Origin of the sequence: Pelomonas margarita (assembly GCF_043555875.1) — a bacterium.
GTDB classification, from domain to species: domain Bacteria; phylum Pseudomonadota; class Gammaproteobacteria; order Burkholderiales; family Burkholderiaceae_C; genus Pelomonas; species Pelomonas margarita.
Genome location: NZ_JBIGHW010000010.1, coordinates 143,914 through 169,059, shown reverse-complemented (window position 1 = coordinate 169,059; position 25,146 = coordinate 143,914). Strand labels below are relative to the sequence as shown.

Sequence of the window (25,146 nt, the reverse complement as noted above, 5' to 3'; positions counted from 1 at the left end):
GGTGCGCGCCGTTGCGGCCCGAGAATCCGCCGCCATGAGGGCGTGGATTACAAAACGTTGGGTGGCGGGACTGTTCGTGCTGGGGCTGGCCCAGGGCGCGGCGGCCGTGGTGCCGCGTTTCGAGCCGGTCGGCGACTCGGGCGCGGTGCGTGACAACGTCGTCTCGGCACTGGCGCTGGACGCGCGCGGCCTGCTGTGGGCGGGCTCGCCGGAAGGGCTGATGCGCTTCGACGGCTACACCTTCAAGCACCATGCGCTGTCGGCTCCGGACGGCCAGCTGCTGCCCGAGCAGTTCGTGCGCGCCATGCTGCCAGACCCGCGTGGCTGGCTCTGGGTGGCGGCCGGCAACAGCGGCCTGGTGCGGCTGGACCTGGCCACCGGCCGCTGGTCGCGCTGGACGCGCGATGGCAACTCCGCCGACGAGACCGCCCCCGCCGCCAACACCGTGCGCAGCTTCGCGCTGGAGAAGGACGGCACGTTGTGGGTGGGCGGCAGCGGCGGGCTGGACCGCTTCGACGTCAAGCGCGACCGCTTCACCCACCACCGTGGCAAGGAAGACGGCCTGCCCGACCCGCGGGTGCAGACGCTACTGGTCGACAAGCAGGGCACGCTGTGGATAGGCACCTGGCGCGGCCTGGCCCGCAAGGCGCCCGACGGGCCCATCGAGACGCTGGACGTGGGGCTGTCCGACCAGCTCGTCACGCTGCTGGCCGAGACGCTGGATGGCCGCATCATCGCGGGCACGGCCCAGGGCCGGCTGCGCGCGCTGTCCCCGGCCGGCCTGCCGCTGCCGTTCAGCGCCGGTGCCCAGGAGGACGGCAGCGCCAGCGTCTGGCCCATCATGACCATGGCGCAGGCGGATGCCGACGAGCTGTGGTTCGGCGACGCCTCGGGCCTGTCGCGGCGCCGTGCGACCGATGGCGCGCTGATCGAGCGCCTGTCCGCTACCGGCCCGCGCAGCGACGTGCGCGCGCTGCTGCGGGACCCCTCCGGCACCATCTGGGCCGGCAGCTACGGCGGCGGCCTGATGCGCCATGTGCCCTCGCTGCCAGGGCTGTCCATGGTGCGCGAGTCCATGAGCGCGGCGGTACTGGACGTGCGCAGCATCCTGCACCTGAGCAATGGTGAGATCTGGCTGGGCACGCTGGCAGGCGGCATCGAGCGGCGCGACAGCGCGCTGCAGCCGCTGGGCCACATCGCGCCGGGCAGCGCGGGCCTGCCGGCAGGACGCATCAATGCGCTGGGGCAGACGCGCGACGGCTCGGTCTGGGTTGCCATCGACACGCAGCTGCTGCGCTTCGACGACCAGGGCCGCTGGAAGGAGACGCTGCGCAGCGGCAACGCCGTGCCGCGGCGCTTCCACGCCAGCAGCGATGGCGCGCTGTGGATCGCCACGCTGGACGGCCTGCTGCGCTGGACGCCCGCGCAGCCGCAGATGCGCCCCGTGCCCACGGCTGGCCTGGTGGGCGGCACAGGTGAGGTCAACGCCTTTGCCCGTCTGCCCGACGGCAGCCTGTGGGCGGGGGGGGCGGCTGGGCTGTTCCGCATCGCCACGCCGGGCGATGCCGAGCCCGTGGCCGAGTGGGTCGAGACAAAGGGCCTGACGGGCCAGACCGTGCTGGGCATGGCCGTGGACCTGGCCGGCCGGTTGTGGGTGGACACTGGCACCGGCCTGCACCGCATGACCGAGAACAAGGGCGCGCAGGCGCGCTTCGAGGCGGTGGCGGCGTCCGACGTGGGCGGCGCGTTCGGCGCCAACCTGCTGTTCGACAAGCAGGGCCGCATCTGGTCGCAGCGCAACATGTATGACCCGCGCACCGGCGAGCGCCGCGAGCTCAGCGCGGCCGACGGCGCCGACCTGGGCACCGGCTGGTTTCGCGCTTACGAGAAGCTGGCCGACGGCCGCATGTTGTTCGGCGGCGCGCGCGGCCTGCTGGTCATCGACCCCGACCGCTTCACACCCTGGACCTACCAGCCGCCGCTGGTGGCGTCCGAGCTGCGCGTGGACGGCGACGAGCGGCCGCTGCCGCCGCCCGGCACGCCGCTGGTTCTGGAGCCGGGCGAGACGGCTTTCAGCTTCTCCTTCGCCGCGCTGGACTACAGCCAGCCTGGCCGCAACCGCTACCGCTACCGGCTGCAGGGCCTGGACGGCGGCTGGGCCGATGGCACGCTGGGCCGCACGGCCACCTACACCAACCTCGCCCCCGGCCACTACCGGCTGCATGTGCAGGGCAGCAACCGCGACGGCGCCTGGGCTGCCAAGGAACTGACGCTGGACGTGCATGTGCGCGCCGCCTGGTGGCAGACGCTGTGGGCCCGCGCGCTGGCCGTGCTGGCCGTCCTCGCCACGGTGGCCGCCATCGTGCGCGTGCGCACCCGCTGGCTGCTGCGCCGCCAGCGCATGCTCGAAGCCCGCGTGCAGGAGCGCACCCAGGCGCTGGAGGCTGCCACGGCGGCGCTGACGGCCAAGTCCGCGGAGCTGGAGGAGGCCAGCCTCACCGACCCGCTGACCGGCCTGCGCAACCGCCGCTTCCTGGACCGCCAGATCCCGGCCGATGCCGCCCTGGCCCAGCGCCACTACGAGCCCATCGCCCACATCCCCAGCCCTGGCGGCAGTGAGCAGGATCTGCTGTTCTTCCTTGTCGACATCGACCACTTCAAGCGCATCAACGACGCCCACGGCCACATGGCCGGCGACGCCGTGCTGACACAGATGCGTGGTCGGCTGGCGCAGGTGTTCCGGGCGACGGACTACCTGGTGCGCTGGGGCGGCGAGGAGTTCCTCATCGTTGCCCGTGGCACGCCGCGCAGCCGCGCTGCCGAGCTGGCCGAGCGCGCTCGGCAGGCCGTGTCGGCCCAGCCCTTCGCGCTGGAGGGCGACCTGCGCCTGTCGCTGACCTGCTCGGTGGGCTTCAGCGCCTTCCCGCTGTGCACGCGCCTGCCCGCCGCACTGGACTGGCATGCCGCCATCGACCTCGCCGACGCCGCGCTGTACGAAGCCAAGGACACCGGCCGCAACGCCTGGGTGGGCCTGGTGGACGCCGAGGCCGACGACGAGGCAGCGCTGCAGGCCGACGCCCGCAGAGGCCTGGAGGCCTGGGCCGTGACGGGACGGCTGACGCTGCTGCGCTCGCGCCGCTGAGGCGGCTGGCAGGCTCTCACCCTCTCAGGCCAGCGCGGGCCCCCAGCCGAACGGTGACGGCAGCGCCGCCAGGATGCGCTCGCGCAGCGGCGCGTAGGCCGCATCCACCGCCTGGCCGGGGCGCGGGGCTAGCGGGTCCTGGTGGCTGCCGAAGGCCTCGTCCAGCTCGGCCCAGTGCTGCGGAGTGAAGGTGTCGAGTGCGCGCGGCAGCAGCTCGGTCTCCTCGCGCTTCATGTGGCGCAGGTAGCGCGCCGAGTACACGCGCAGCTGCTCGGCGAACTTGTCGCGCCGGCATTCACCCATCTGCTCCCAGGCCAGCAGGCTGTGCTGCAGCTCGCGGATGGCGCGCTCGCCCTGGGCGTGGTCGGCCTCCAGCTCGTCCAGCGTGGCGCGCAGCGTCGGCGCCAGCGCGCGCAGCCGCGGGAAAAGCAGCTCGCTTTCCTTTTTGTGATGCAGACGTTCAGGAAATTCGTCGACGTAGAACAGCATGGCCCGTAGCGCGCCAAAGTCCGGCGCGGCGCCTGCGCGCTGCTGCGCCTGCAGCAGCAGCGGCACGGTGCGCAGCATCGCAGCGAGCGCGTCGTGTTCTGCGCGGATGACGCGCACGGTCAGCGGCAGGGTCGAGACAGCCATGGTGCCAAGCGTCGCGCGGTGGCGACGCCCCGGCCTTGCGCTGGATCAAGGCCGCCGACCATCGCTCCGTAGAATCCCGGGTTTTGCCTCACCCCCGAAGAAAGCCCCGGCCATGACTGCAGCATCGACCGCCTCCCCCACCCTCATGGCCCACGCGATCCGCGCGCTGGCGATGGACGCCGTGCAGGCCGCCAACTCCGGCCACCCGGGCGCCCCCATGGGCATGGCCGAGATCGGCGTCGCGCTGTGGGCCCGCCACCTCAAGCACAACCCGGCCAACCCGCACTGGGCCGACCGTGACCGCTTCGTGCTGTCCAACGGCCACGGCTCCATGCTGATCTACGCGCTGCTGCACCTGACGGGCTACGAGCTGCCCATCGAGGAGCTGAAGGCCTTCCGCCAGCTGCACAGCAAGACGCCCGGCCACCCCGAGGTGAGCATCACCGCCGGCGTCGAGACGACGACCGGCCCGCTGGGGCAGGGCATCACCAACGCCGTGGGCCTGGCGCTGGCCGAGAAGCTGCTGGCGCGCGACTTCAACCGCGACGGCCACCAGATCGTCGACCACCACACCTACGCCTTCCTGGGTGACGGCTGCCTGATGGAAGGCATCTCGCACGAAGCTGCTGCGCTGGCCGCCTCGTGGAAGCTGAACAAGCTGATCGCCATCTACGACGACAACGGCATCTCCATCGACGGCCAGGTCGCCCCGTGGTTCGGCGACGACACCGCCAAGCGCTTCCAGGCCTACGGCTGGAACGTCATCGGCCCGGTGGACGGCCATGACGTGGACGCCGTCGATGACGCCATCGGTAAGGCCAAGCAGAGCACCGACAAGCCCACGCTGGTCATTGCCAAGACCCACATCGGCAAGGGCTCGCCCAATCGCGCCAACACCAGCAAGGCGCACGGCGAGCCGCTCGGTGCCGAAGAAATCAAGCTGACCCGCGAGGCGCTGGGCTGGACGCACGAGCCCTTCGTCATCCCGGCCGAGGTTTACGCCGCCTGGGATCACAAGTCCACCGGCGACCGCGTCGAGAGCGAGTGGGACGTGCGCTTCGACGCCTATGCCGAAGCCCACCCCGAGCTGGCCGCCGAGTTCCAGCGCCGCATGGCTGGCGTGCTGCCGGCCGACTTCGCGCAGATCGCCGTGGATGCCGTCGTCAAGGCCCACGCCGACGCGGCCACCGTGGCCAGCCGCAAGGCCAGCCAGATCGCGCTGGAAGCCTTCACCGCCAAGCTGCCCGAGATGCTGGGCGGCAGCGCCGACCTGACCGGCTCCAACCTGACCAACACCAGCTCGACGCCCAACCTGCGCTTCGACGCCGCCGGTAAGCCCAACGACGGCCGCCACATCAACTACGGCGTGCGCGAGTTCGGCATGGCCGCGATCATGAACGGCATTGCGCTGCACGGCGGTTTCATCCCCTACGGCGGTACCTTCCTGACCTTCAGCGACTACAGCCGCAACGCCATCCGCATGGCCGCGCTGATGAAGACGCGCGTCATCCACGTGATGACGCACGACTCCATCGGCCTCGGTGAAGACGGTCCGACGCACCAGTCCGTCGAGCATGTCGCCAGCCTGCGCCTGATCCCGGGCCTGGACGTCTGGCGCCCGGCCGACACGACCGAAACCGTCGTCGCCTGGACCATGGCGCTGGGCAACGCGCAGCGCCCCAGCCTGCTGGCTCTGTCGCGCCAGAACCTGGCCTACTCGCCCAAGACCAACGTCGACGAGATCGCCAAGGGTGCCTATGTGCTGAGCGAGCCGGCAGGATCGAAAGGAAAAGGCAAGGCCAAGGCCGTCATCATCGCGACGGGCTCCGAAGTTCAGCTGGCCATGGCCGCACAGAAGCTGCTGGCCGACGAGGGCATCAAGGTGCGCGTCGTGTCCATGCCGTCGACCAATGTCTTCGACCGCCAGGACAAGGACTACAAGAAGGCCGTGCTGCCCAAGGGCCTGCCGCGCGTGGCGGTGGAAATGGGCGTCAGCGACTTCTGGTGGAAGTACGGCGTGGACGCCGTCGTCGGTATCGACACCTTCGGCGAATCGGCGCCGGCTGGCGTGCTGTTCAAGCACTTCGGCTTCACGCCGGAGAACGTGGCGGCGACGGTGAAGGCGGTGTTGAAGAAGAAGTGATGTACCTGCGACCGAGTGGCCGCACCTCAAACAAAAGGGCGCGCAAGCGCCCTTTTTGTTGCCCGGGATGCACTCAATGCAACGCCAAGGGTTTTCCTGAGCCGCCAAGGGGGGGGCAAGCTCTGCGTGTTGCCAACGATAAAGTTCCGTCGCTTTTTTACAGGGAGATAGTAAATATGAATGGCAAAGTGGTCGCGCTCGATGCGCACGCTGTCCTTATTCTTCGTTTTGTATTCTGCCGCCTCACCCCATGCGCAAGAATCCTGCCCATCCGGCACGGTGTGCGTCAATGGCAAGCGGACCATTCAGGAATACGACCCTTGGGCAAACGATCCGTATGGAGGATTCGGTGGTGGCGGTGGTGGCGATGGCGGCTGGAGCAGTTCTCCTTCAATTGAACCCGCAAGCGCCGGAGGCGATGGCGCGTCTCCCATTGCGGCGCAGAGTGACGTTGAGGCCGCGAAAAAGGTGCTAGAAGGCATTGATCCTCCATGCCCCAAGAGTGGAGAGTCCTCAAGCGTCTACATGGCGAGGGCTACCAACTACTGCGTTGGTGTGGTGCAAGACGCGTTCCCAATGCTAAACAAAACCTTAGCAGCCACGGCTTGCACGTCTATGAATCCAAAAATCAATCTTGCTTATGTAGGAGAGGGTTCTTGCAAAGGATGAAAAAACTTGCGCGCGCAATCATCCCCGCGATTTTTTTGACTTCGCTCTTGTACGCTTGGCATCTTTATCGTCGCGATGGGGACAGAGTAGAGCCAACGCCGCCGACGGATTCAGTTGCCGTTGGGTACAAGGCTATTAGTACGCCTCCGGAGGCGACCGCATCCTCTGGGCAGGCAAGCGCCCTGAAACCAAAGGGTATAAGCGGTGGAGACACTGAGGCAGAGGCGGCCACCGAAGTTCGCCTTTCCGTGCCTTTGGAGCCGATCTATACATCGGCATTACGGGCGAAAGTTCCAGAAGATCGGGCAAGCGCGTTTCGACTTGCCACGCTTTGCTTGGCGAAAGAGGCCGCCCTCCCGACGCCGACAAAATCTGACGTAGCTCGGATCACTGGTGTTTCTCTTGAGGATGCAGGGAGAATTTTGTTGCAGCGTGAAGACGCGATTTCACGCGTTCTTTCATTTTGTTCATCAGGAAATGCTTCGAATTTTCTGAATGAGCTAAGAAAACTTCCAAAACCTGCGCTGGGACCGATTACAAAATCAGCTCACGTCTTTGCGAATTCTCCAATTGATCAACAGCAGAACTTTCAAGCCTTCACGCAACTTCTTGCCAATCCCCTGCAGTATCCAACGCAGTTCGACGCTTGGTTAGATTCGGGGGCATTTCTCGCACTGGCGAAGCGTCACGGCTTGAACGCTCAACAGACGATTGACGTCGGAAACGCACTATTTGAAAGATTTGTGTCGAACCCCGATCTTCTTCAAATCAGAAAGTGGAGCCACTGCATAGATCAGTACGCGTGCAATGAAGCTGGCGACAACAAAAAGGTTCTTTCTGTAGCGAGGGAGATTGAGAGTCACATGAGAACGCAAAGGTGGGATTTGCTGTTGGTGAAATAGCTGGGCTTCTAGAGCTTCGACACGCAGTGGACGCCCCCGACCGTGGCCCGAGGCTCGGCCCGATCCGCGCGGCAGAGAATCGCCCCGTTCAGCGGGCAAGGCCCGCTTGAAGAAAAGCCAAGGCGCGCGGCACTGGCGTCCGCTACGCTGGACACCAACCGGCTGAAATCGCTCTGAAACCACGCCCGCCTGGGATGCCCGAGAATCAGCGGCCCCGCGCGCGCCTATTTCCATTTCCTTTCTCTGGAGACTCTCCCATGACCATCAAGATCGGCATCAACGGCTTCGGCCGCATCGGACGCATGGTGTTCCGTGCCGCTGTCACGAACTTCAAGGACATCGAGGTCGTCGCGATCAACGACCTGCTGGAACCCGACTACCTGGCCTACATGCTCAAGTACGACAGCGTGCACGGCAAGTTCGAGGGTGATGTCGCCGTCGAGGGCAACACGCTGGTCGTGAACGGCAAGTCCATCCGCCTGACCGCCATCAAGGACCCGACGGAACTGAAGTGGGCCGAGGCCGGCGCCGACATCGTCATCGAGTCCACCGGCATCTTCCTGGACGCCGCCGGCGGCGAGAAGCACCTGGCCGCTGGCGCCAAGAAGGTCATCTTCTCGGCCCCGTCCAAGGACGAGACGCCGATGTTTGTCTTCGGCGTGAACCACACCAAGTACGCCGGCGAGAAGATCATCTCCAACGCGTCGTGCACGACCAACTGCCTGGCCCCGCTGGCCAAGGTGCTGAACGACAAGTGGGGCATCAAGCGCGGCCTGATGACCACCGTGCACGCGGCCACCGCCACGCAGAAGACCGTGGACGGCCCGAGCAACAAGGACTGGCGCGGCGGCCGCGGCATCCTGGAGAACATCATCCCCAGCTCTACAGGCGCCGCCAAGGCCGTCGGCAAGGTCATCCCCGAGCTGAACAAGAAGCTGACCGGCATGGCCTTCCGCGTGCCCACCTCCGACGTGTCGGTCGTCGACCTGACCGTCGAGCTGAACAACGAAGCCAGCTATGCCGACATCTGCGCCGAGTTCAAGGCTCAGAGCCAGGGCGCGCTGAAGGGCGTGCTGGGCTACACGGAAGACAAGGTCGTCGCGACCGACTTCCGCGGTGACGCCCGCACCTCCATCTTCGACGCCGAAGCCGGCCTGGCGCTGGATGGCACGTTCGTCAAGCTGGTGTCCTGGTACGACAACGAGTGGGGCTACTCGAACAAGGTGTTGGAGATGGTCCGCGTGGTGGCTGCTTGATAACGGCCTGATCCCGTTCACAGACCTGTCAGAAGGGGCGCCGATGGCGCCCCTTTTTCGTGGCTGGTGCACGGGTGCGTGTGACCAGAAAAAAACCCTTCGGTCGGCAGGCCGGCCCGAAGGGTTGAATCCACCGCAGAGGGTGGAGGAGACAAACGAAACAGGTCTGAACCTTACCGCGTGTCTGAGCGACAGAACAATCAACTTCGCGAGCGAACCCACGACAAACGGTATTGCCTCACAGTCGCGGCGCTCAGCTGGCCTGACGGACGGGCGTCCCCGGCAGTGCGCCCAGCTCGCCGGACGCGCGGGCTCGTTTGCCGTAGACCAGCTCGAACACCGGACTGGCCATCATGGTGGTCACCACCGCCATCAGCACCAGCATCGAGAACAGCGCCGGGCCGATGATGCCCTTCTGCAGGCCGATGTTGATGATGATGAGCTCCATCAGCCCGCGCGAGTTCATCAGCGCGCCGATGCCCAGCGCCGTGCGGTTGTCCTCGCCGGCCAGGCGCGCCGCCAGGTAGCAGGCGCCGAACTTGGCCAGCACCGAGGCGGCCAGCACGCCCAGCGCGATCAGCAACAGCTCCATGGAATTGATCATGTCCAGCCGTGTGTTCAGGCCCGAGTAGGTGAAGAACATGGGCAGCAGCAGGATCACCGTCAGCGGCTCCACCTTGGCCTTCAACTCGGTGGCGAACAGACCGCGCGGCATGACGGCGCCGAGAATGAAGCCGCCGAAGATGGCGTGGATGCCCACCGCGTCCATCACGAAGGCGGAGACGCAGAATGCGATCAGCGTGAGGCCCAGCACCGTGTGGCTCATGTGACCGTCGCGTTCCACCATGCGGCCCAGCGGCGCCAGCAGCCGGCGGCCGAACAGCAGCACGAAGGTCGCCCAGAGGGCGCCACCGCCGATGGCCAGCACGGCAACGCCCGCCCCGGCACCGAAGGCCGCCAGCACCAGCGCCAGCACGCACCACGACACCGCGTCATCGAAGGCGCCCGCCGTCAGCGACAGCGTGCCCAGCGAGGTGTGGGCCAGTCCGCGCTCGTTGATGATGCGCGCCAGCATGGGGAAGGCCGTCAGCGCGATGCAGGCGCCCATGAACAGCGTGGCGTTGACCGTGGAGATGCCCTCGGCGAACAGCCCCGGCACCTGCAGCAGCATGGGCGTGATCAGCACGGCGATCAGGAAGGGCGCCGCGATGCCCGACACCGACACGCCGACCGCGCTGCGCGCCTTGGTGGCGAAGTGGTCCAGCCGCAGCGTCGTGCCCACCAGGAACATGTACAGGCCCACGCCCAGCTGCGCGCCGCAGTACAGGACGTTCTTCATCTCCTTGGGGAAGATGGCGGCCTGCGTCTCGGGCGCGAGCATGCCGAACAGCGACGGGCCGAGGATGACGCCCGCGATCATCTCACCCACCACCTGCGGCTGGGCCAGGAACTTCTTGCCCAGCCAGCCCACCACGCGGCAGGCCAGGATGATCAGCGCGAGCTGCAGGAAAAAGTGCACGCTGAAGTCCGTCGGCGAGTAGGTCTGTGCGGCAGCCGGCGCGGCCGGCCCATGCTTGGCGAAGACGTCCGCCAGCAGGGCCGGGAGGTCGATGTTGCCGAGATCCATGACGTGTCCTTTGTGATTTTTGCAGGTGGCGGGCGCCGGTTTGAAAGCGCTGCCAACGAGGCTGGCGACTGTGCCAGCGCGGTTTGCGCTGTCCATTGGGATCGGCCTGTTCGTACCTACGTACCTACATAAGCGTTGAGGGACTGCAGGCACATCGCTACGATGCGGCCCCATGAAGCTGCTCACCAGCCGCGAGTTCAACCGCGACGTCAGCCTGGCCAAGCGCGCCGCGCTGCAGGAGCCGGTGCTGGTGACCGACCGTGGCCAGCCCACGCATGTGCTGCTGAGCATCGCCGAGTACCGCCGACTGACGGGCGAGGGGGAGAGCATCCTCGACCTGCTGGCTATGCCCGAGCCGGTGGTGCTGGACGTGGCCGACGCGTCGGCCGACGGGGCCTGGGACCACCGCGAGCCGCTGGACGGCGGGGGCCGCTGATGTACCTGCTGGACACCGGCATCGTGCTGGCCCTGCGCCAGGCGCGCGCGCTGCAGCCAGACGCCGGCCTGCTGGCCTGGGCCGGCGGCATCCCGCGGCAGCAGCTGTTCATCTCCGCGCTGGCGCTGCTGGAGATCGAGAACGCTGCCGCGCGGCTGGGCCGCAAGGACCGCGCCGCCGGGCTGGCGGTGCGCGACTGGATCGACCACCGCGTGATGCCGGCCTTTGCCGGCCGCGTGCTGCCGGTGGATGCCGCTGTCGTGCGCCGCCGCGCCCAGCTGCCCTATGCCAACACGCGCGACGGCCTGCTGGCAGCCACCGCGCTGGAGCATGGGCTCACCCTCGTCACGCAGCGCATCCCGGCCTTCCGGGCCGGGCGCGTGAAACTGCTCAACCCGTCCGGCTACGTCGCTCCGCCCGGCGAGGATGACGAAGACTGGAGCCAGGGCACGCAAACCGGCCACCAATGGCTCAAGAACCTCTACACCCGGGCATGACACCGAAGCGACGCATCCTTATCGTGGGCGGGGGCACCGCCGGCTGGCTCACGGCGGCCTACCTTGCGCGGGCGCTGCGGCTGCCGGAGCGGCCGCAGTTGGAGATCACGCTGCTGGAGTCCCCCGACATCGGCAGCGTCGGCGTGGGCGAGGGCACCTTCCCCACCATCCGCAGCACGCTGCAGTTCCTGGGCATCGCCGAGACCGAGTTCATGCGCGAGACGGGCGCCACGCTGAAGCAGGGCATCCGCTTCGTCGATTGGGCGCAGGCGCCGCACGCCGGGCAGCGCCATGCCTTCTTCCACCCTTTCGAGGCGCCGTTCTATGCCGAGGAGCTCAACCTTGTGCCCTACTGGCTGCTGCAGGATGAGGCCACGCGGCCGCCGTTCGCGCAGGCGCTGACGCTGCAGCACCGCGTGGCCGAGGCCCAGCGCGCGCCCAAGCGCGTCGGCGAGGCGCCTTTCGCCGGGCCGCTGAGCTACGCCTACCACTTCGACGCCATCCGCTTCGCCCGGCTGCTGGCCGGCCGCGCCCGCCAGCTGGGCGTGCGGCATGTGCAGGGCACGGTCACGCAGGTGGCGCTGGACGAGCGCGGCGGCATCGCCCATGTCGCGACCGCCGAGGGACGCTTCGAGGCCGACCTGTTCATGGACTGCACGGGCCTGCGTGCCGAGCTCATCGGTGCTGCGCTGGGCAGCGCCTTCAAGTCGGTCGGCGACCAGCTCTTCGTCGATCGCGCGCTGGCCTGCAAGCTGCCCGCGCCCGATGCACGTGATGCGCCGCTGGAGAGCGCCACCATCGCCACCGCGCACGAGGCCGGCTGGCTGTGGGACATCGGCCTCAGCGGCGCGCGCGGCGTGGGCTGCGTGTACGCCAGCCGCTACATGAGCGATGCGCACGCGGCCGACGTGCTGCGCACCTACTGCGGTCCGGGCCATGAGGACGCCGTGCTGCGCAGCATCCCGTTCTCGCCCGGCTACCGCGAGCAGCAGTGGGTGCGCAACTGCGTGGCCGTGGGCCTGTCGGCCGGCTTTCTGGAGCCGCTGGAGGCCACCGGCCTGGTGCTCATCGAGGCCGCCGTCGGCATGGTGGCCGAGATGCTGCCGCACAGCGGCCCCATCGACGCGCCGGCGCGCCGCTTCAACGAGCTGATGCAGGCGCGCTTCGACAACATCGTCGCCTTCCTGAAGCTGCATTACTGCCTCAGCCGGCGCACCGAACCCTTCTGGCGCGACAACGCCGACCCCGCCAGCTGGCCGCCGCGCCTGGCCGAGCTGCTGGCGCAGTGGCGGCTGCGCCCGCCCGGCCGCTTCGACTTCGCGCTGGACACCGAGACCTTCGCGTTCTTCAACTACCAGTACATCCTGTACGGCATGGGCTTCATCACCGACCTCAGCGCCGGCCGAGCCGACTTCACGCAGCAGGCCCAAGCCGAGCGCCTGTTCGCCAAGATCCAGCGCTTCGCCGAGCGCGCCGTGGCCGACCTGCCCAGCCACCGCGATTTCGTGCAGCAGATCAACGCGACGCGCTGAGTGCCGGCCCCGCCCCCGTGGCCGCCCTGCCGTCGCCCGGCTCGCTTCAGCGTGGCCGGCACCGTGATCCGCTGAGGGTTGATCAGGGCTGGGCGCCCTCGTGCGACTGCATGTCGGCTTGCGTGATCACGCTGCCAGGCGCGACGCTGCGTGTCAGCCACACATTGCCGCCGATGACGGCGCCGCGCCCGATGGTGACGCGGCCCAGCACAGTGGCGCCGGCGTAGATGACGGCCTCGTCCTCCACGAGGGGATGGCGCGGCTGGCCCTTGAGCAGGTTGCCGTCGTCGTCGGTGGGGAAGCTCTTGGCTCCCAGCGTGACGTTCTGGTAGATCCGCACGCGCCGGCCCAGCACGGCCGTCTCGCCAATGACGACGCCCGTGCCGTGGTCGATGAAGCAGCCCGGGCCGATGGTGGCACCGGGGTGGATGTCGATGCCGGTGTCGGCATGCGCGAGCTCGGCGATGACGCGGGCGATCAGCGGCAGGCCCAGGCGGTAAAGCTCATGCGCCAGCCGGTGGCTGATCAGCGCGCGAAGGCCCGGGTAGCACAGCAGCACCTCGTCCACGCTGCGGGCGGCCGGGTCGCCCTGGTAGGCGGCCAGCACATCGCTGTCCAGCAGGTCGCGCAGCGCGGGCAGCGTCTGCAGGAAGCGCGCGGCCAGCGCGTCGGCGTCCTGCGCGGGCGCGTCGTCGCCGCGCTGGCGGGCCTCGTGACGCAGCTCCAGCGCGGCCTGCTGACGCAGCGTCACCATCGCCGTGCCCAGCGTGTGGCCGACGTAGAAATCCTCATCCTCCGGGCGCAGCGTGGGCGGGCCCAGGCGCATGGGGAACAGCGCGCCGGACAGGCTCTGCACCATGGCCGCCAGCAGCTCGCGCGACGGCAGCTCGCGGCCGTCGCCCCTGCGGCGGTGGGCGTCTCGCCAGCGCTGGCGGGCCTCGCGCAGGGCGGCCACCACGCCGGGCAGGTCGTCGGCGGGCAGGGGGGCGGCAGGCTGGGTCATGGCGGTGTCGGGGGCGTTGGGTGTGCTGAGGGCCGGGGGCTGGAATATGCCCGAGTCCGGCGGTCAGCGGCCCCGCATCGCCCGCTGCGCCGACAAGGCCATGAAGCCGGCGAATGCCACCACCACCAGCAGCCCCCAGGTCAGCGACGAGTACTCGGCGATCAGCCCGATCAGCGGCGGTCCGGCCATCATGCCCAGGTAGCCCACGCCCGACACGGCCGCGATGCCGTGCGCGGGGCTGACGCCGGGCGTCTGCGACGCGGCGCTGAACAGCACCGGCACGACGTTGGACAGGCCCAGCCCCACGAGCGCAAAGCCCAGCAGCCCCACGGTGGGCGAGGGCACGGCCAGCGCCAGCGCCATGCCCGCTGCGCCCATCACGCCGCTCAGGCGCATCAGCCGCGTGCCCGACATGCGTGCCCGCACCCAGTCACCGCCGAAGCGGCCGGCCGCCATCGCGCCGCTGAAGCTGGCATAGGCCAGCGCCGCCGTGGCGGCCTCGCTGCCGCGCTCCTGCTTCATGAACAGCACGCTCCAGTCGTACATCGCGCCCTCGGCGATCAGGCCCATGGACGCCAGCACGCCCAGCAGCAGCAGCGGGCCGCGCGGCAGGCTCAGCGGGTGTTTCTCCTCGCCGGCCTTCTCGGGCACGGGCAGCATCGCGCGGCTGGCCGCCAGCGCCGCCAGCGCCGCTGCGCCGGTGGCCAGCAGCAGGTGGTGCTGCGCCGCCAGGCCCAGCGCGGGCGCGGCGCTGCCCAGGCCGGCGCCGGCCATGCCACCCAGGCTGAACATGCCGTGGAAGCCGCTCATCAGCGGTCGGCCGGTCAGCGCCTCGATCTCGCTGGCCTCGGCATTGAGCGCCACGTCGAACAGGCTGCCGAAGCTGCCGAACACCAGCATCACTGCGATCAGCGCGACGTAGTGCGAGGACAGCAGCAGGCTGGCGATGGCCGCACAACTGACGCAGCCCATCACCGCCGCGATGACGCGAGGCCCGAAGCGGCCGACGATGCGCCCCGCATAGGCCAGTGCCCCCAGCGCGCCGACGCCGCTGGCCAGCATGGCCAGCGCCAACGACTGCTCGCCCAGCCCGTAATGCGCCTTGACCGTGGGCACATGCACGCCCCAGGTGGCGAACAGCACTCCCATGACGAAGAACTCCGTGCGCAGCGCAATCGCGGCGCGGGCGACCGACGGCGCGCTCATCGCGAGACTGCCTGGGCAGCGGGGCCGTTCGGGTGGCGGCACATCAAGGGAAACAGCGGGGTGGCAGGCGTGGCGAGCATGGACAGGGGCACGGAATATGAAAGCGTTTTCAGAGTCTAGGGCGGAATGTTTGTTTAGTAAACGAAAGGGTTTTGGCGCGCGTGCGGCTCAGGGGCGCGCGGTTGCGGTCTCGAAGAAGCGCCAGAGCGTGTCGTTGGCGTCCAGCGCCTGCGACGCAGCCGGCTTGTTGCGCCGGCCGTGCTCCACGCCGGGCCAGGCATGGCCGCCCGTCTCCGTGACGCACAGCTGCACGCGCACGCCGCTGGCGCAGCCGGTCTGCGTCTCGCACCAGGCGCCCGGCACGCTCAGCGTGCGCTGCGGCGGCGCCGGGCACTGGTTGCGCTGCGCCCAGCGCGCCATGGTTTCGGGCACGGACACGAAGTCCATCACCTTGCTGCGGTCGCGAAATGCGTCCGGGCCGGCGCCGCCATTGAACAGCACATGGCTGTCGTCCTGGGCGTGGATGTGCAGCACCGACACCGGCCGCGACGGCGTGCAGCTGCGCGTGGCGTCGGTGCCTGCCACGGCGGCCACGGCGCGGAACACGTCGGCCGCCTCGCAGGCCAGGCGGTGGCTGAGCATGCCGCCGTTGGACATGCCGGTGGCGAACACGCGGCCCGCGTCGATGGCGTACTTCGCCAGCAGGGCCGCCACGACGGCACGGGCGAAGGCGACGTCGTCAACGCCCTTGTCGCGCGCATCGCCGCAGCAGCCGCCGGCATTCCAGGTGGCCAGCTTGCCGCCCGGGAACTTGCTGTCGCCGTTGGGGAAGGCCACGATGAAGCCGGCCTCGTCGGCCTTCTGGCGCAGCCCGTAGTGCTCGGCCATGTGCTCGGCATGGCCGCCGCCGCCGTGGAAGGCCAGCACCAGCGGCGTGGGCCGGTCGGCGCGGTAACCGGTGGGCAGGTGCACCAGCACTTGGCGGCCCTGCACCTTCAGGGCCTGCAGGCCGTCGGCGGTGTCGGCGCGGCGCTGTTCGGCGCGGGCCTTGAGGCGCTCGCGTAGCGTGTCCTGGGCCTGGGCGCCACTGACGAGCAGTGCGGCGGCGAGCGTGAGCAGCAGGGACTTCATGCGGTTCTCTCCTCGGAGCGCGTTGCGCCTTGCAACGCCTGTAGCCGGGCGGCCTGCACCGCGCGGCCGATGTCTGGGCCCTGCGCGCCGCGGGCCATGGCCGCAGCGGACACGGCGGTCAGGTCAACCTGCTGCGTGGCGGCCAGGTCGGCCAGGCGCTGGGCGCGTTGGGGGTAGTCGCGGTTCTCCAGGCCGAGGCGGCCGCTCGCGTCGCACTCGCAGGCCCACAGCAGCTCGGCAAAGCGCTGCGGACGGCGCCAGGCGTCGCAGCGTTCCAGCAGGCGCAGCCGAGCCTCGGCGCTGAGGGAGGCACTCTGGTGCACATGCGTGTGTTCGCGCGCCACCAGCGCGGCCAGCTCGCGGCAGTCGGTGGGCACCTTCCAGCGCTCGCTGACGCGGGCCGCCAGCTTCTCGCTGCGCGACTCATGCGCGATGTGGCGCGGCCATTCCTCGCGGCGGGTCGTGCCCTTTCCGAGGTCGTGGCACAGGCAGGCATAGCGCACGGTCAGCGGCGCCTGCAGCCGAGCGCACTGGTCCAGCACCATCATCACGTGCACGCCGGTGTCGATCTCCGGGTGGTGGGCCTCGGGCTGGGGGACGCCGAACAGCGCGTCCACCTCGGGCAGCAGCACGCGCAAGGCGCCTGCCTCGCGCAGCACGGCGAACATGCGCGAGGGCCGCTGCTCCATCAGCCCGCGCGACAGCTCCTGCCACACGCGCTCGGCCACCAGCGCATCCACCTCGCCGGCCGCCACCATGTCGCGCATCAGCGCCACGGTCTCGGGCGCGACCGTGAAGTCCGCGAAACGCGCCGCGAAGCGCGCCAGCCGCAGGATGCGCACCGGGTCTTCCGCGAACGCGGGCGACACGTGGCGCAGGACCTTGTCGGCGAGGTCGCGCTGGCCGCCGTAGGGGTCGACGAGCTGGCCGGTGTCGTCCTCGGCCATCGCGTTGATGGTCAGATCGCGACGTGCCAGGTCTTGTGCCAGCGTCACGTCGGGCGCGGCGTGGAAGGCGAAGCCGTGGTAGCCGGCGGCCGTCTTGCGCTCGGTGCGTGCCAGCGCCACTTCCTCGTGCGTGTCGGGGTGCAGGAAGACCGGGAAGTCCTTGCCCACGGGCTGGTAGCCGGCGGCGAGCAGCGCCTGTGGCGATGCACCGACGACCACCCAGTCGCGGTCCTGCACCGGCAGGCCCAGCAGGCGGTCGCGCACCGCGCCGCCGACGAGAAACTTCTGAAACTCAGGCATGGGGCGGCATTCTGCGCGCCCCGTGGCCGTCAGCGCTTCAGCGCTGCTGGCGGTAGGGCTCGTCCTCGACGATGAAGTCCTGCTCGCGCAGGGACTCGGCCACCCAGTCCTCCACGGCCGGGTGGGCCAGCAGCGCGTCGCGGTAGGCGGCGGCCGCGTCCGACACCGGCAGGCCGAAGCGGCTTAGCCGCACGGCCACCGGCGCGAAGTAGGCATCAGCCGCGCTGAAGGCGCCGAACAGGAAGGGGCCGCCGCTGGCCTGCAGCGCGTCGCCCCAGGCCTGCTCCAGCCGCGCCACGTCGGCGCGCAAGGCCTCGTCCTCGGCCCACAGCTGGGCGCCCACATCGGGGAAGAAGGCCTCGATGTTCATCGGGCAGAGGCTGCGCAGGCGCGAGAAGCCGGCGTGCATTTCGGCGCACAGGCTGCGGGCCCGGGCCCGGGCCCGCGCGTCGCGGGGCCAGATGGGCAGCTCGGGGTGGCGGTCGGCGATGTACTCGGTGATGGCCAGCGTGTCCCACACGGTGAAGCCGTCGTCCTCCACCAGCACTGGCACGCGCTTGGTGGGCGTGATGGCGGCGATGGCGCGCGTCCACGGCGAGTCGGGCGAGAAGTCGAAACGCAGCTTGACCTCCTCGAACGGAATGCCGAACGCGGCCAGCAGCACGCCGCTGCGCATGGACCAGGACGAGTAGTTCTTGTTGCCGATGTAGAGCTTCACGGGGACTCCTGAATGGGATGGCGCCAGCTTAGGCGGCGCGCGGCCCGCGTGTGATGAGCAATGCGCAAGGGATCAATGCCGTGCGCGCCACGCGTTCAGCCGTGCGACGCCGCGGCCGGGCGCCAGGTGCTCGGGCAGCACGGCCTCCAGCGACGCCGGCTGCAGGCCCAGCGCGGACAGGCCGGGCAGGAGGCCGCTGGCCACGTTGGGCACGCTCAGCGAGGCCAGGTTGTCGCGCGACAGCAGCGGCTCGCCCGGCAGGCATTCCATGGCCAGTGCCTGCAGCGTGGCCAGCGGGCCGGGCAGCGGCAGCACGGGGCGGGCATGCCCGGCCACGCGGCCAGCCAGCTGCACAAGCTCGCCCAGCGTCAGCACGCGCGGACCGGCGATTTCGTAGGTCTGGCCCATGGCCTGCGGGCGCAGCAGTACCTCCACCAACGCCCGAGCCAGGTCTTGCACCCATACCGGCTGCAGCTGCGCGCCCGCGCCGGCCAGCGGCATCAGCGGGAACAGGCGCTGCAGCCCGGCGAACAGGTTGACGCTGGCATCACCCGCGCCAAACACCAGCGAGGGACGCACCAGCGTCAGGTCCAGCGTGCCGGCCTGCGCGGCGGCCTGCAGCGCCGCCTCGCCCGCGGCCTTGCTGCGCAGGTAGCGCGAGGGCGCGTCCGCCGCCACGCCCAGCGCGCTGACATGCACCAGCCGGCGCACACCGGCCGTGGCCATGGCGGCTGCGATGTGCCGGGGCAGGGTCGCGTGTACGCGCTCGAAGGCAGTCTCGCTGCCCTGCAGGATGGCGATCAGGTTGACCACCGCGTGCTGCCCGGCCAGCAGCGTCGGCAGCTCGCGGAACACGTCGGCCTGCACGATGGTGACGCCCGGCAGACTCTGCACTGCCTGCGCATGGCGTAGCCGCCGCGTCGGCACGGTGATGCGCACGTCGGCGCCGAGGCGGCGCGTCAGCTGTTCGCACAGCGCGCGGCCCACAAAGCCGCTGCCGCCCAGCACAAGGAGGTTCAGGCTCATGGCAGGTCGTCCTCGTCGCGTTGCTTGGCTGGGCCGACATTGCCGCCCAGCCGCTCGCGCAACTGCGTGGCCGGCAGGCCCAGCAGCTGCGCATAGATGGCACCGCCCAGCAGCACCTTGCGCACGTAGTCGCGCGTCTCATTGAAGGGAATGTTCTCGGCCCAGATGGCTGCGTCCAGCACCGGACCCTCGCGCCAGCGCGCCGGGCGGCCGGGGCCGGCGTTGTAGGCGGCGGCAGCCAGCGCCTGGGCGCCGTCGAAGCGGTCCAGCACCAGCTTCAGGTAGTGGGTGCCGATGCGCAGGTTGAAGTCGCGGTCGTGTAGCCGCTCGGGGCTGTAGGGCAGGCCGACCTTCTTGGCCGTCCATTTGGCCGTGGCCGGCATCACCTGCATCAGCCCGGCCGCGCCGACATGGGAGCGTGCGTCCAGCACGAAGCGCGACTCCTGGCGCACCAGCCCGAATACGTAGGCTGGATCCAGCGCGGCGGCGCGCGCCTCGCGCAGCAGTTCCTCGCGGTGCGGCGTGGGGAAGCGCTGCGCCATGTCGATCTCGGCCTTGGTTCGCTCGCTGGTGTTGATGCAGCGGTCCCAGATCTGGCGGTCGCAGGCCTCCTGAGCGGCGGCCAGCAGCTGGCGATCGCTCATGCCGCGCAGCGAAAAGTTCCACTCGCGCACGCCTTCACTGCGCAGGCCCAGCTCGATGAGGCGCAGCGCGCGCGTGAGGCCCACATGGCCGCGCGCAGCGCGGCGCTCGTCGGCCGTCAGCGGCGCGGGCGCGGGCGGCAGCGGCGTGGGCTGGCCCAGGTCCTCGGCGGCCAGGCGGCCGAAGTAGTTCAGCGGCGCGGCCTGCGTGGCGGCGGCCAGTGCCTGCAGCTGTGCGCGTGCGCCGGCCGCGTCGCCCTGCATGCGCGTGGCACGGGCGCGCCAGTAGGCCCAGCCGGGATCGCGCTGCTCGTGGGCGCTCATCTGCTCGATGGCGCGCAGCGCCACCGCCGGCGAACGAGCGCGCAGCGCGGCGCGGGCCCACCAGGCCAGCGCGTCGTCGCTCCAGGCCTGCTGGGGCGCAAGCTGGTGTGCGCGCTCAAAGGCGGCCAGAGCGTCGTCCTGCAGCCGCAGCGCTGAGTGCCGGCCGATCTGCACCCACAGCCAGGCCCGCAGGTCCTGCGGCAGCTTGGCCCACTTGGCGGTGAGCACGGCGCCGGCTTGGTCGGGGTCGTTGGCGGCCACGCGGGCCAGCGCGAGTGCGGTGAGTTCGGCCTCCGCGCGCGGCGTGGTGCGGGCCTTGCGGGTCAGGTAGCGTCCGGCGTTGTCCTGCAGCTCGGCAAGCTTCTGGCTCAGCGCCCTGTTGTCCAGCAGCGCGACTGCCTGGCGCACTGCCGTCGCCCGGCCCTGCTCCTGGGCCTGGCGGGCGCGGGCCCACAGCGTGTCGGGCTTGAAGACCTCGGCCGCCACCATCGCGGCAGCCAGCGCGCGGCAGCCTTCGTCGGCGTCCCTCTGCGCGAACCAGGCGCCGCGCGCCGCATCAGCCGTGACGCGGGCGCCGCCCGCATGCTCAGCCAGCAGCGTGTAGCAGAGCACCTCGCGATCGTCGCGCATCTGGTAGGCGGCGTGGTCGCGCTGGAAGTTGGCCCAGTCTCGGCGGCGGCCCAGCTCCAGCAGCCAGTCGTTGCGCAGCCGGTCTTCCACATAACTGCCCGGATAGCGGGCGTAGAAGGCGTCCATCTCGGGTTGGCGCACTTGGGTCAGCCGTGCGTTGAGCTCGAAGTACTCCACCCAGCCGGCCAGCGGGTGGGCCTGGGCGCGGGCGGCCTCGGTCAGCGTGGCGAGCCGGGCGCGATCGCGCTTGGCCCAGGCCTCGCGGGCCTGGACGGCCAGATCGTCGGCCGGCTGCGCGGGGCTGGCGGCGGGTGCCAGGGCCGCGCACAGCGCCAGCGCCGTCGTCAGCCGCCGGGCCGGTGTGGCCAGCCCGTCCAAAATCGCCCAATTCCTACGCACCACCGCTCTCCTGTCCATGACCAGCCCTCGCCCTGACCCCGCCGACCGTGCCGCGCTGCGCCGCGAACTGATCGCCGCGCGCCGCGCCTTTGCCGACACGCCGGCCTTTGCGGCCGCCCAGGCCGCGCTGGCGGCGCCACTGCGCGAGTTGCTGGCTCAGCTGGAACCGGAACTGCTGGGGGTCTACTGGCCGTTGCCGGGGGAATTTAACCCAGGGGCGCTGCCCTGCGCGCAGGCGCTGCCATTCGCCAGGCGCGAGCCGGCGACGATGGTGTTCCGCCGCTGGGACGGCCAGCCGCCCACGCTGCGCGACGAATGCGGCATTGCCACGGCCAGTGGCGGGGTGGCCGTGCCGGACGTCGTGCTGGTGCCTTGTGTGGGCTTCACGCGCGAAGGTTTCCGGCTGGGCTATGGTGGGGGCTACTTCGACCGCTTCCTGGCCGCGCACCCGGGCGTCACCACCATTGGGCTGGCCTGGAGCGGCGGCGAGGTGCGTTTCGACGTGCAGCCGCACGACCAGCCCCTCACCCTTCTCCTCACCGAGCGCGAACTGATCGCACCCTGAATGACAGAAAGGCTCCCGCACGATGCATGACGGCATGACCCTGATCTCCACGCTGGCCGCGGCCTTCGGCCTGGCCTTGGTGCTGGGGCTGCTGGCGCAATGGGCGCGGCTGCCGGCGCTGGTGGGCTACCTGTTGGCCGGTGTGCTGATCGGGCCGCACACGCCCGGTTTCGTCGGCGACGTGCACCTGGCCCAGCAGCTGTCCGAGGTGGGTGTGATGCTGCTGATGTTCGGCGTTGGGCTGCACTTCTCGGTGGCCGACCTGATGTCGGTCAAGGGCATCGCGCTGCCCGGCGCGCTGGTGCAGATGGCAGCGGCCACGGCCATGGGGGCAGGTCTTGCGCACTGGTGGTGGGGCTGGGACATGGGCGCGGCGCTGATCTTCGGCCTGGCGCTGTCGGTGGCCAGCACGGTGGTGCTGCTACGGGCGCTGGAGTCGCGTGAGCTGCTGCACACCGGCAATGGCCGCATCGCTGTTGGCTGGCTGGTGGTCGAAGACCTGGCCATGGTGCTGGCGCTGGTGCTGATCCCGGTGCTGGGCGGCCCGGCCGAGGGCGAGGGCGGCGGCAACCTGGCCGTCACCATCGTCACTACGCTGCTGGCCGTGGCGGCGTTTGTGGCCGTGATGCTGATCGCCGGTCGGCGGCTGCTGCCGTGGCTGTTGTGGCAGGTCAACCGCACCGGCTCGCGCGAGCTGTTCACGCTGGCCACCGTGGCAGCCGCCGTGGGGCTTGCCGTGGGCGCCGCGGCGTTGTTCGGTGTCAGCGTGGCGCTGGGCGCGTTCTTTGCCGGCCTGGTGCTGCGCGAATCGGCCTTCAGCGAGCGCGCGGCGCACGAGAGCCTGCCGCTGCGCGACGCCTTCGCGGTTCTGTTCTTCGTGGCCGTGGGCATGCTGTTCGACCCCATGGTGCTGGTGAAGCAGCCGCTGGCCGTGCTGGCCACGGTGGCCGTCATCCTGGTTGGCAAGACGGTGGCGGCGGCGGCGCTGGTGCTGCTGCTGAAGTACCCGCTGTCCACCGCGCTGACGGTGGCCGTAAGCCTGGCGCAGATCGGCGAGTTCAGCTTCATCCTGCTGGGCCTGGGCCAGAGCCTGAAGCTGGTGCCGGCCGAGGCGACCAGCCTGGTGGTGGCGGGCGCCATCGTGTCCATTGCGCTGAATCCGCTGTTGTTCGCCGGGGTGGAGCCGCTGCGCCGCTGGGTGCTGAACCGCTCGGCCTGGGCGCGCAAGCTGGAGGCGCGCGACGACCCGCTGGCAGAGCTGCCGGCCGACACGCCGGGCAGCGCACTGGCCGGCCAGATCGTGCTGGTGGGCCACGGCACGCTGGGCACGGCGCTGCACCAGCTGCTGGGCGAACGGCCGGTGGTGGTCATCGACCGCGACCGCGAGGTGGTGGAGCAGCTGCGCGCGGGCGGCCAGGCGGCCGTGCTGGGCGATGCCGCCGAGGCCATGACGCTGGTGCAGGCCCACATCGCGCAGGCGGCCTGGCTGGTGGTGGCGCTGGCCGACGTTCGTGGCGTACCGGCGCTGCTGGACCTGGCTCGCCAGCTCAACCCGACCTTGCGCTGCGCGGTGCTGGCGCACACCGATGAAGAGGAAGCGTGGCTGGGCGAGGCAGGCGTCAGCCATGTGTTGCGCTCGCAGCGGGCGCTGGCGGAGGCGCTGGCGCGGGTCGTCAGCGAGCCGGCCCCGGCCGCCGCCGCGCCGGCACACTGAACACGCTGCTCACACCTGGGCGAGCTGCTGCCGCGTGAGCGCAGCCTGCGCGCGCACCCAGTCGGCGAAGGCCTGCACCTCGGGCCGGGCCGACGCGGCAGGTGACGTCACCAGCCAGTAGGCGTAGGGGCTGGTCAGGCGGCCGGCGGCGCCGAAAGGCTCCAGCAGCTCGGCGCGCTGCAGGTGCTCGTGCACCAGCGGCAGCCGCGCCAGCGCCACGCCCTGGCCGGCCAGGGCGGCCTGGATCTGCTGATAGGTGAAGTTGAAGTACATCCAGCGCAGCGGCTGCAGGTCGGGCTCGCGCTGGCGCGTCAGCCAGTGCCGCCAGGACAGGAACTCGGCGCTGGGGCGCGGGTCGTCCTCTTCGGTCAGCGCGTGGGCGGCCAGGTCGCCCGCGCGGCGCAGCGGCGGCAGCCGGCCGTTGCGCGTGGACTCGGCATACCAGGGGCTGATGACCGGCGACACCGTCTCCTCGAACATCAGCTCGCCCGGCAGGCCCGCGCCGGGGCCGGCGATGTAGCGCAGCGCCAGATCGTGCTCGCCGTCGTCCAGGTCGATGAGGCTGTCCAGCGCGGAGACGCGGATGTCGATGTCCGGGTGGTGCTTCTGGAACTCGCACAGCCGCGGGATCAGCCACAGCGACGCGAAGGACGCGAAGGTCGTCACGTTGACGACGCGCCGGCCGCGCGTGCGGCGGATCTGGCGCACCGCCTGGTCCAGCCGCGATAGCACGGCCACGGCGGTGGGCAGCAGCTGCGCGCCGTCCACCGACAGTTCCACCTTGCGCGTGCCGCGCAGGAACAGCGTGCAGCCGATCTCGTCCTCCAGCGACTGGATCTGCCGGCTGATGGCCGACTGCGTGAGGCTCAGTTCCTCGGCCGCCGCGCGGAAGGACAGCAGTCGCGCCACGGCCTCGAAAGCCCGCAGCGGGCCGACGGACAGCGGCCTCTGGCGTATCGGCTGATTCATGCACGGATGGTATCAATCGGCGCGGCGGAGTCATTGGACTGCCCCCGCGTGCCTTCGCAGAATCAGCGCCATCAACGCAGGAGCAGGATCATGAGTGATGCGCAATCCACATGGCATCTGGACGGCGGCCGGGCCTTGACGCTGGTCGGCAGCGCCGAGGCGCGGCGCCTGGCGGTGGCGCGCGGCCGGGTGTGGCTGACGCTGTCTGGCACGGCCGCCGAGCCGGCGCAAGACCACTGGCTGGAGGCCGGCCAGGCGATCGCGCTGGCGCCGGGCCAGGCGGCGGTGCTGGAAGGCTGGCCGGCGGCCGAGTTCGAGCTGCTGCTGCCGCCGGCCTCAGCCGCGGCGGGCCGCCGCTTTCTTGGCGGGCGCTGAGCGCGGCGCCGGCTTCGTCGGTTTCGCGGCCTTCGCATTGGCAGCCCGTAGCGCGGCCTCGAAGGCCAGCCGCGCCCAGGGGCGCATCAGCGGCGGGGATTCCAGCGCCTCCTCGGGCGGGCGGTAGTAGCCGTGCATCACGCGCTCGCCGTCCTGCGTCGCGTAGCGGAACGGCGGACAGCCCGCGGCCACGAAGCGCTCGCGGGTCTGGTCGTCGGCCTTCAGGTAGAACTGGCCGTCGGCGATGAGCGCCATGAACAGCCCGTCCACATAGAAGCCCCGGCCGCCGAACATCGGCCGCGTGCGCACGGGCCCCAGCGGTGCCAGCAGTTCCACGCAAAGTTCGCTCAACGCGTCCATG

General features: G+C 70.2%; 22 protein-coding genes. 11 read left to right on the top strand and 11 right to left on the bottom strand.

Going from position 1 to position 25,146, the window contains the following annotated elements:
* The first annotated feature begins 61 nt into the window (after window positions 1-61).
* Window positions 62-3,142, top strand: a complete 3,081-nt coding sequence (locus ACG0Z3_RS17665; RefSeq protein ID WP_394399846.1) for a ligand-binding sensor domain-containing diguanylate cyclase — start codon at window positions 62-64, stop codon at window positions 3,140-3,142.
* Between the two features lie 24 nt (window positions 3,143-3,166).
* Here the strand turns inward: ACG0Z3_RS17665 and ACG0Z3_RS17660 are convergent, their stop codons facing one another.
* Window positions 3,167-3,775 carry a hemerythrin domain-containing protein gene (locus tag ACG0Z3_RS17660; protein ID WP_394399844.1) on the bottom strand — a complete coding sequence of 203 codons (609 nt, stop codon included), beginning with the start codon at window positions 3,773-3,775 and terminating at the stop codon, window positions 3,167-3,169.
* 145 nt (window positions 3,776-3,920) lie between these two features.
* Between ACG0Z3_RS17660 and tkt the strand changes: the two genes are divergently transcribed.
* The 4 genes from tkt to gap all read left to right on the top strand — a co-directional run bounded on the left by tkt (window position 3,921) and on the right by gap (window position 8,745).
* Window positions 3,921-5,918 carry a transketolase gene (tkt, locus tag ACG0Z3_RS17655; protein ID WP_394399842.1) on the top strand — a complete coding sequence of 666 codons (1,998 nt, stop codon included), beginning with the start codon at window positions 3,921-3,923 and terminating at the stop codon, window positions 5,916-5,918.
* 201 nt (window positions 5,919-6,119) lie between these two features.
* Complete coding sequence (locus tag ACG0Z3_RS17650) at window positions 6,120-6,587, top strand: hypothetical protein (protein ID WP_394399840.1); 468 nt, start codon at window positions 6,120-6,122, stop codon at window positions 6,585-6,587.
* Entirely contained in the window at window positions 6,575-7,489 is a 915-nt protein-coding gene (locus ACG0Z3_RS17645) for a hypothetical protein (protein ID WP_394399838.1), read from the top strand. The genes ACG0Z3_RS17650 and ACG0Z3_RS17645 overlap by 13 nt, the downstream gene beginning before the upstream one ends.
* A gap of 257 nt (window positions 7,490-7,746) precedes the next feature.
* Complete coding sequence (gene gap / locus ACG0Z3_RS17640; RefSeq protein WP_394399836.1) at window positions 7,747-8,745, top strand: type I glyceraldehyde-3-phosphate dehydrogenase; 999 nt, start codon at window positions 7,747-7,749, stop codon at window positions 8,743-8,745.
* 253 nt (window positions 8,746-8,998) lie between these two features.
* Here gap and ACG0Z3_RS17635 read toward each other — a convergent pair whose 3' ends face one another.
* Window positions 8,999-10,372, bottom strand: coding sequence for a cation:proton antiporter (locus ACG0Z3_RS17635; RefSeq protein ID WP_394399834.1), 1,374 nt, complete (start codon window positions 10,370-10,372; stop codon window positions 8,999-9,001).
* Window positions 10,373-10,544: 172 nt separating this feature from the next.
* On the opposite strand from ACG0Z3_RS17635, the gene ACG0Z3_RS17630 reads away from it, so the two are divergent.
* The 3 genes from ACG0Z3_RS17630 to ACG0Z3_RS17620 are packed head-to-tail and all read left to right on the top strand — an operon-like array spanning window position 10,545 to window position 12,837.
* A complete protein-coding gene (locus ACG0Z3_RS17630) occupies window positions 10,545-10,808 on the top strand; it encodes a type II toxin-antitoxin system Phd/YefM family antitoxin (protein ID WP_394399832.1) in 264 nt (87 codons plus the stop codon).
* Window positions 10,808-11,305, top strand: a complete 498-nt coding sequence (locus ACG0Z3_RS17625) for a PIN domain-containing protein (protein WP_394399830.1) — start codon at window positions 10,808-10,810, stop codon at window positions 11,303-11,305. Before ACG0Z3_RS17630 ends, ACG0Z3_RS17625 begins: the two co-directional genes overlap by 1 nt.
* A complete protein-coding gene (locus ACG0Z3_RS17620; RefSeq protein WP_394399827.1) occupies window positions 11,302-12,837 on the top strand; it encodes a tryptophan halogenase family protein in 1,536 nt (511 codons plus the stop codon). Before ACG0Z3_RS17625 ends, ACG0Z3_RS17620 begins: the two co-directional genes overlap by 4 nt.
* Before the next feature lie 82 nt (window positions 12,838-12,919).
* On the opposite strand, the gene epsC is transcribed toward ACG0Z3_RS17620, so the two are convergent.
* From epsC to ACG0Z3_RS17585, 7 genes are all read right to left on the bottom strand, one after another.
* On the bottom strand, window positions 12,920-13,840 hold the full coding sequence (gene epsC / locus ACG0Z3_RS17615; RefSeq protein ID WP_394399825.1) for a serine O-acetyltransferase EpsC: 921 nt from the start codon (window positions 13,838-13,840) through the stop codon (window positions 12,920-12,922).
* Between the two features lie 63 nt (window positions 13,841-13,903).
* Window positions 13,904-15,046: an MFS transporter gene (locus ACG0Z3_RS17610; protein ID WP_394399823.1), complete on the bottom strand. Its 1,143-nt coding sequence runs from the start codon at window positions 15,044-15,046 to the stop codon at window positions 13,904-13,906.
* A gap of 168 nt (window positions 15,047-15,214) precedes the next feature.
* On the bottom strand, window positions 15,215-16,177 hold the full coding sequence (locus ACG0Z3_RS17605; RefSeq protein WP_394399821.1) for an extracellular catalytic domain type 1 short-chain-length polyhydroxyalkanoate depolymerase: 963 nt from the start codon (window positions 16,175-16,177) through the stop codon (window positions 15,215-15,217).
* Window positions 16,174-17,424 (bottom strand): multifunctional CCA addition/repair protein, encoded by a 1,251-nt coding sequence (locus ACG0Z3_RS17600; protein WP_394399819.1) that lies wholly within the window; start codon window positions 17,422-17,424, stop codon window positions 16,174-16,176. The genes ACG0Z3_RS17605 and ACG0Z3_RS17600 overlap by 4 nt, the downstream gene beginning before the upstream one ends.
* Window positions 17,425-17,461: 37 nt before the next feature.
* The gene (locus ACG0Z3_RS17595) at window positions 17,462-18,142 is read right to left on the bottom strand and encodes a glutathione S-transferase family protein (protein ID WP_394399817.1); all 681 of its coding nucleotides are present in this window, start codon (window positions 18,140-18,142) and stop codon (window positions 17,462-17,464) included.
* Between the two features lie 72 nt (window positions 18,143-18,214).
* Window positions 18,215-19,168: a complex I NDUFA9 subunit family protein gene (locus ACG0Z3_RS17590; RefSeq protein ID WP_394399815.1), complete on the bottom strand. Its 954-nt coding sequence runs from the start codon at window positions 19,166-19,168 to the stop codon at window positions 18,215-18,217.
* Window positions 19,165-21,162, bottom strand: a complete 1,998-nt coding sequence (locus tag ACG0Z3_RS17585) for a lytic transglycosylase domain-containing protein (RefSeq protein WP_394399813.1) — start codon at window positions 21,160-21,162, stop codon at window positions 19,165-19,167. Before ACG0Z3_RS17585 ends, ACG0Z3_RS17590 begins: the two co-directional genes overlap by 4 nt.
* A 16-nt stretch (window positions 21,163-21,178) precedes the next feature.
* Here ACG0Z3_RS17585 and ACG0Z3_RS17580 point away from each other — a divergent pair, with 16 nt between their 5' ends.
* Both ACG0Z3_RS17580 and ACG0Z3_RS17575 read left to right on the top strand, forming a co-directional pair.
* Window positions 21,179-21,727: a 5-formyltetrahydrofolate cyclo-ligase gene (locus tag ACG0Z3_RS17580; protein WP_394399811.1), complete on the top strand. Its 549-nt coding sequence runs from the start codon at window positions 21,179-21,181 to the stop codon at window positions 21,725-21,727.
* 22 nt (window positions 21,728-21,749) lie between these two features.
* Complete coding sequence (locus ACG0Z3_RS17575; protein ID WP_394399809.1) at window positions 21,750-23,441, top strand: cation:proton antiporter domain-containing protein; 1,692 nt, start codon at window positions 21,750-21,752, stop codon at window positions 23,439-23,441.
* A 9-nt stretch (window positions 23,442-23,450) separates the two neighbouring features.
* Here the strand turns inward: ACG0Z3_RS17575 and ACG0Z3_RS17570 are convergent, their stop codons facing one another.
* Window positions 23,451-24,410 (bottom strand): LysR substrate-binding domain-containing protein, encoded by a 960-nt coding sequence (locus tag ACG0Z3_RS17570; protein ID WP_394399807.1) that lies wholly within the window; start codon window positions 24,408-24,410, stop codon window positions 23,451-23,453.
* Between the two features lie 90 nt (window positions 24,411-24,500).
* Between ACG0Z3_RS17570 and ACG0Z3_RS17565 the strand changes: the two genes are divergently transcribed.
* Window positions 24,501-24,785: a DUF2917 domain-containing protein gene (locus ACG0Z3_RS17565; protein WP_394399805.1), complete on the top strand. Its 285-nt coding sequence runs from the start codon at window positions 24,501-24,503 to the stop codon at window positions 24,783-24,785.
* On the opposite strand, the gene ACG0Z3_RS17560 is transcribed toward ACG0Z3_RS17565, so the two are convergent.
* Window positions 24,747-25,145 (bottom strand): TfoX/Sxy family protein, encoded by a 399-nt coding sequence (locus ACG0Z3_RS17560; protein WP_394399803.1) that lies wholly within the window; start codon window positions 25,143-25,145, stop codon window positions 24,747-24,749. The genes ACG0Z3_RS17565 and ACG0Z3_RS17560 overlap by 39 nt on opposite strands.
* Window position 25,146: the final 1 nt, after the last annotated feature.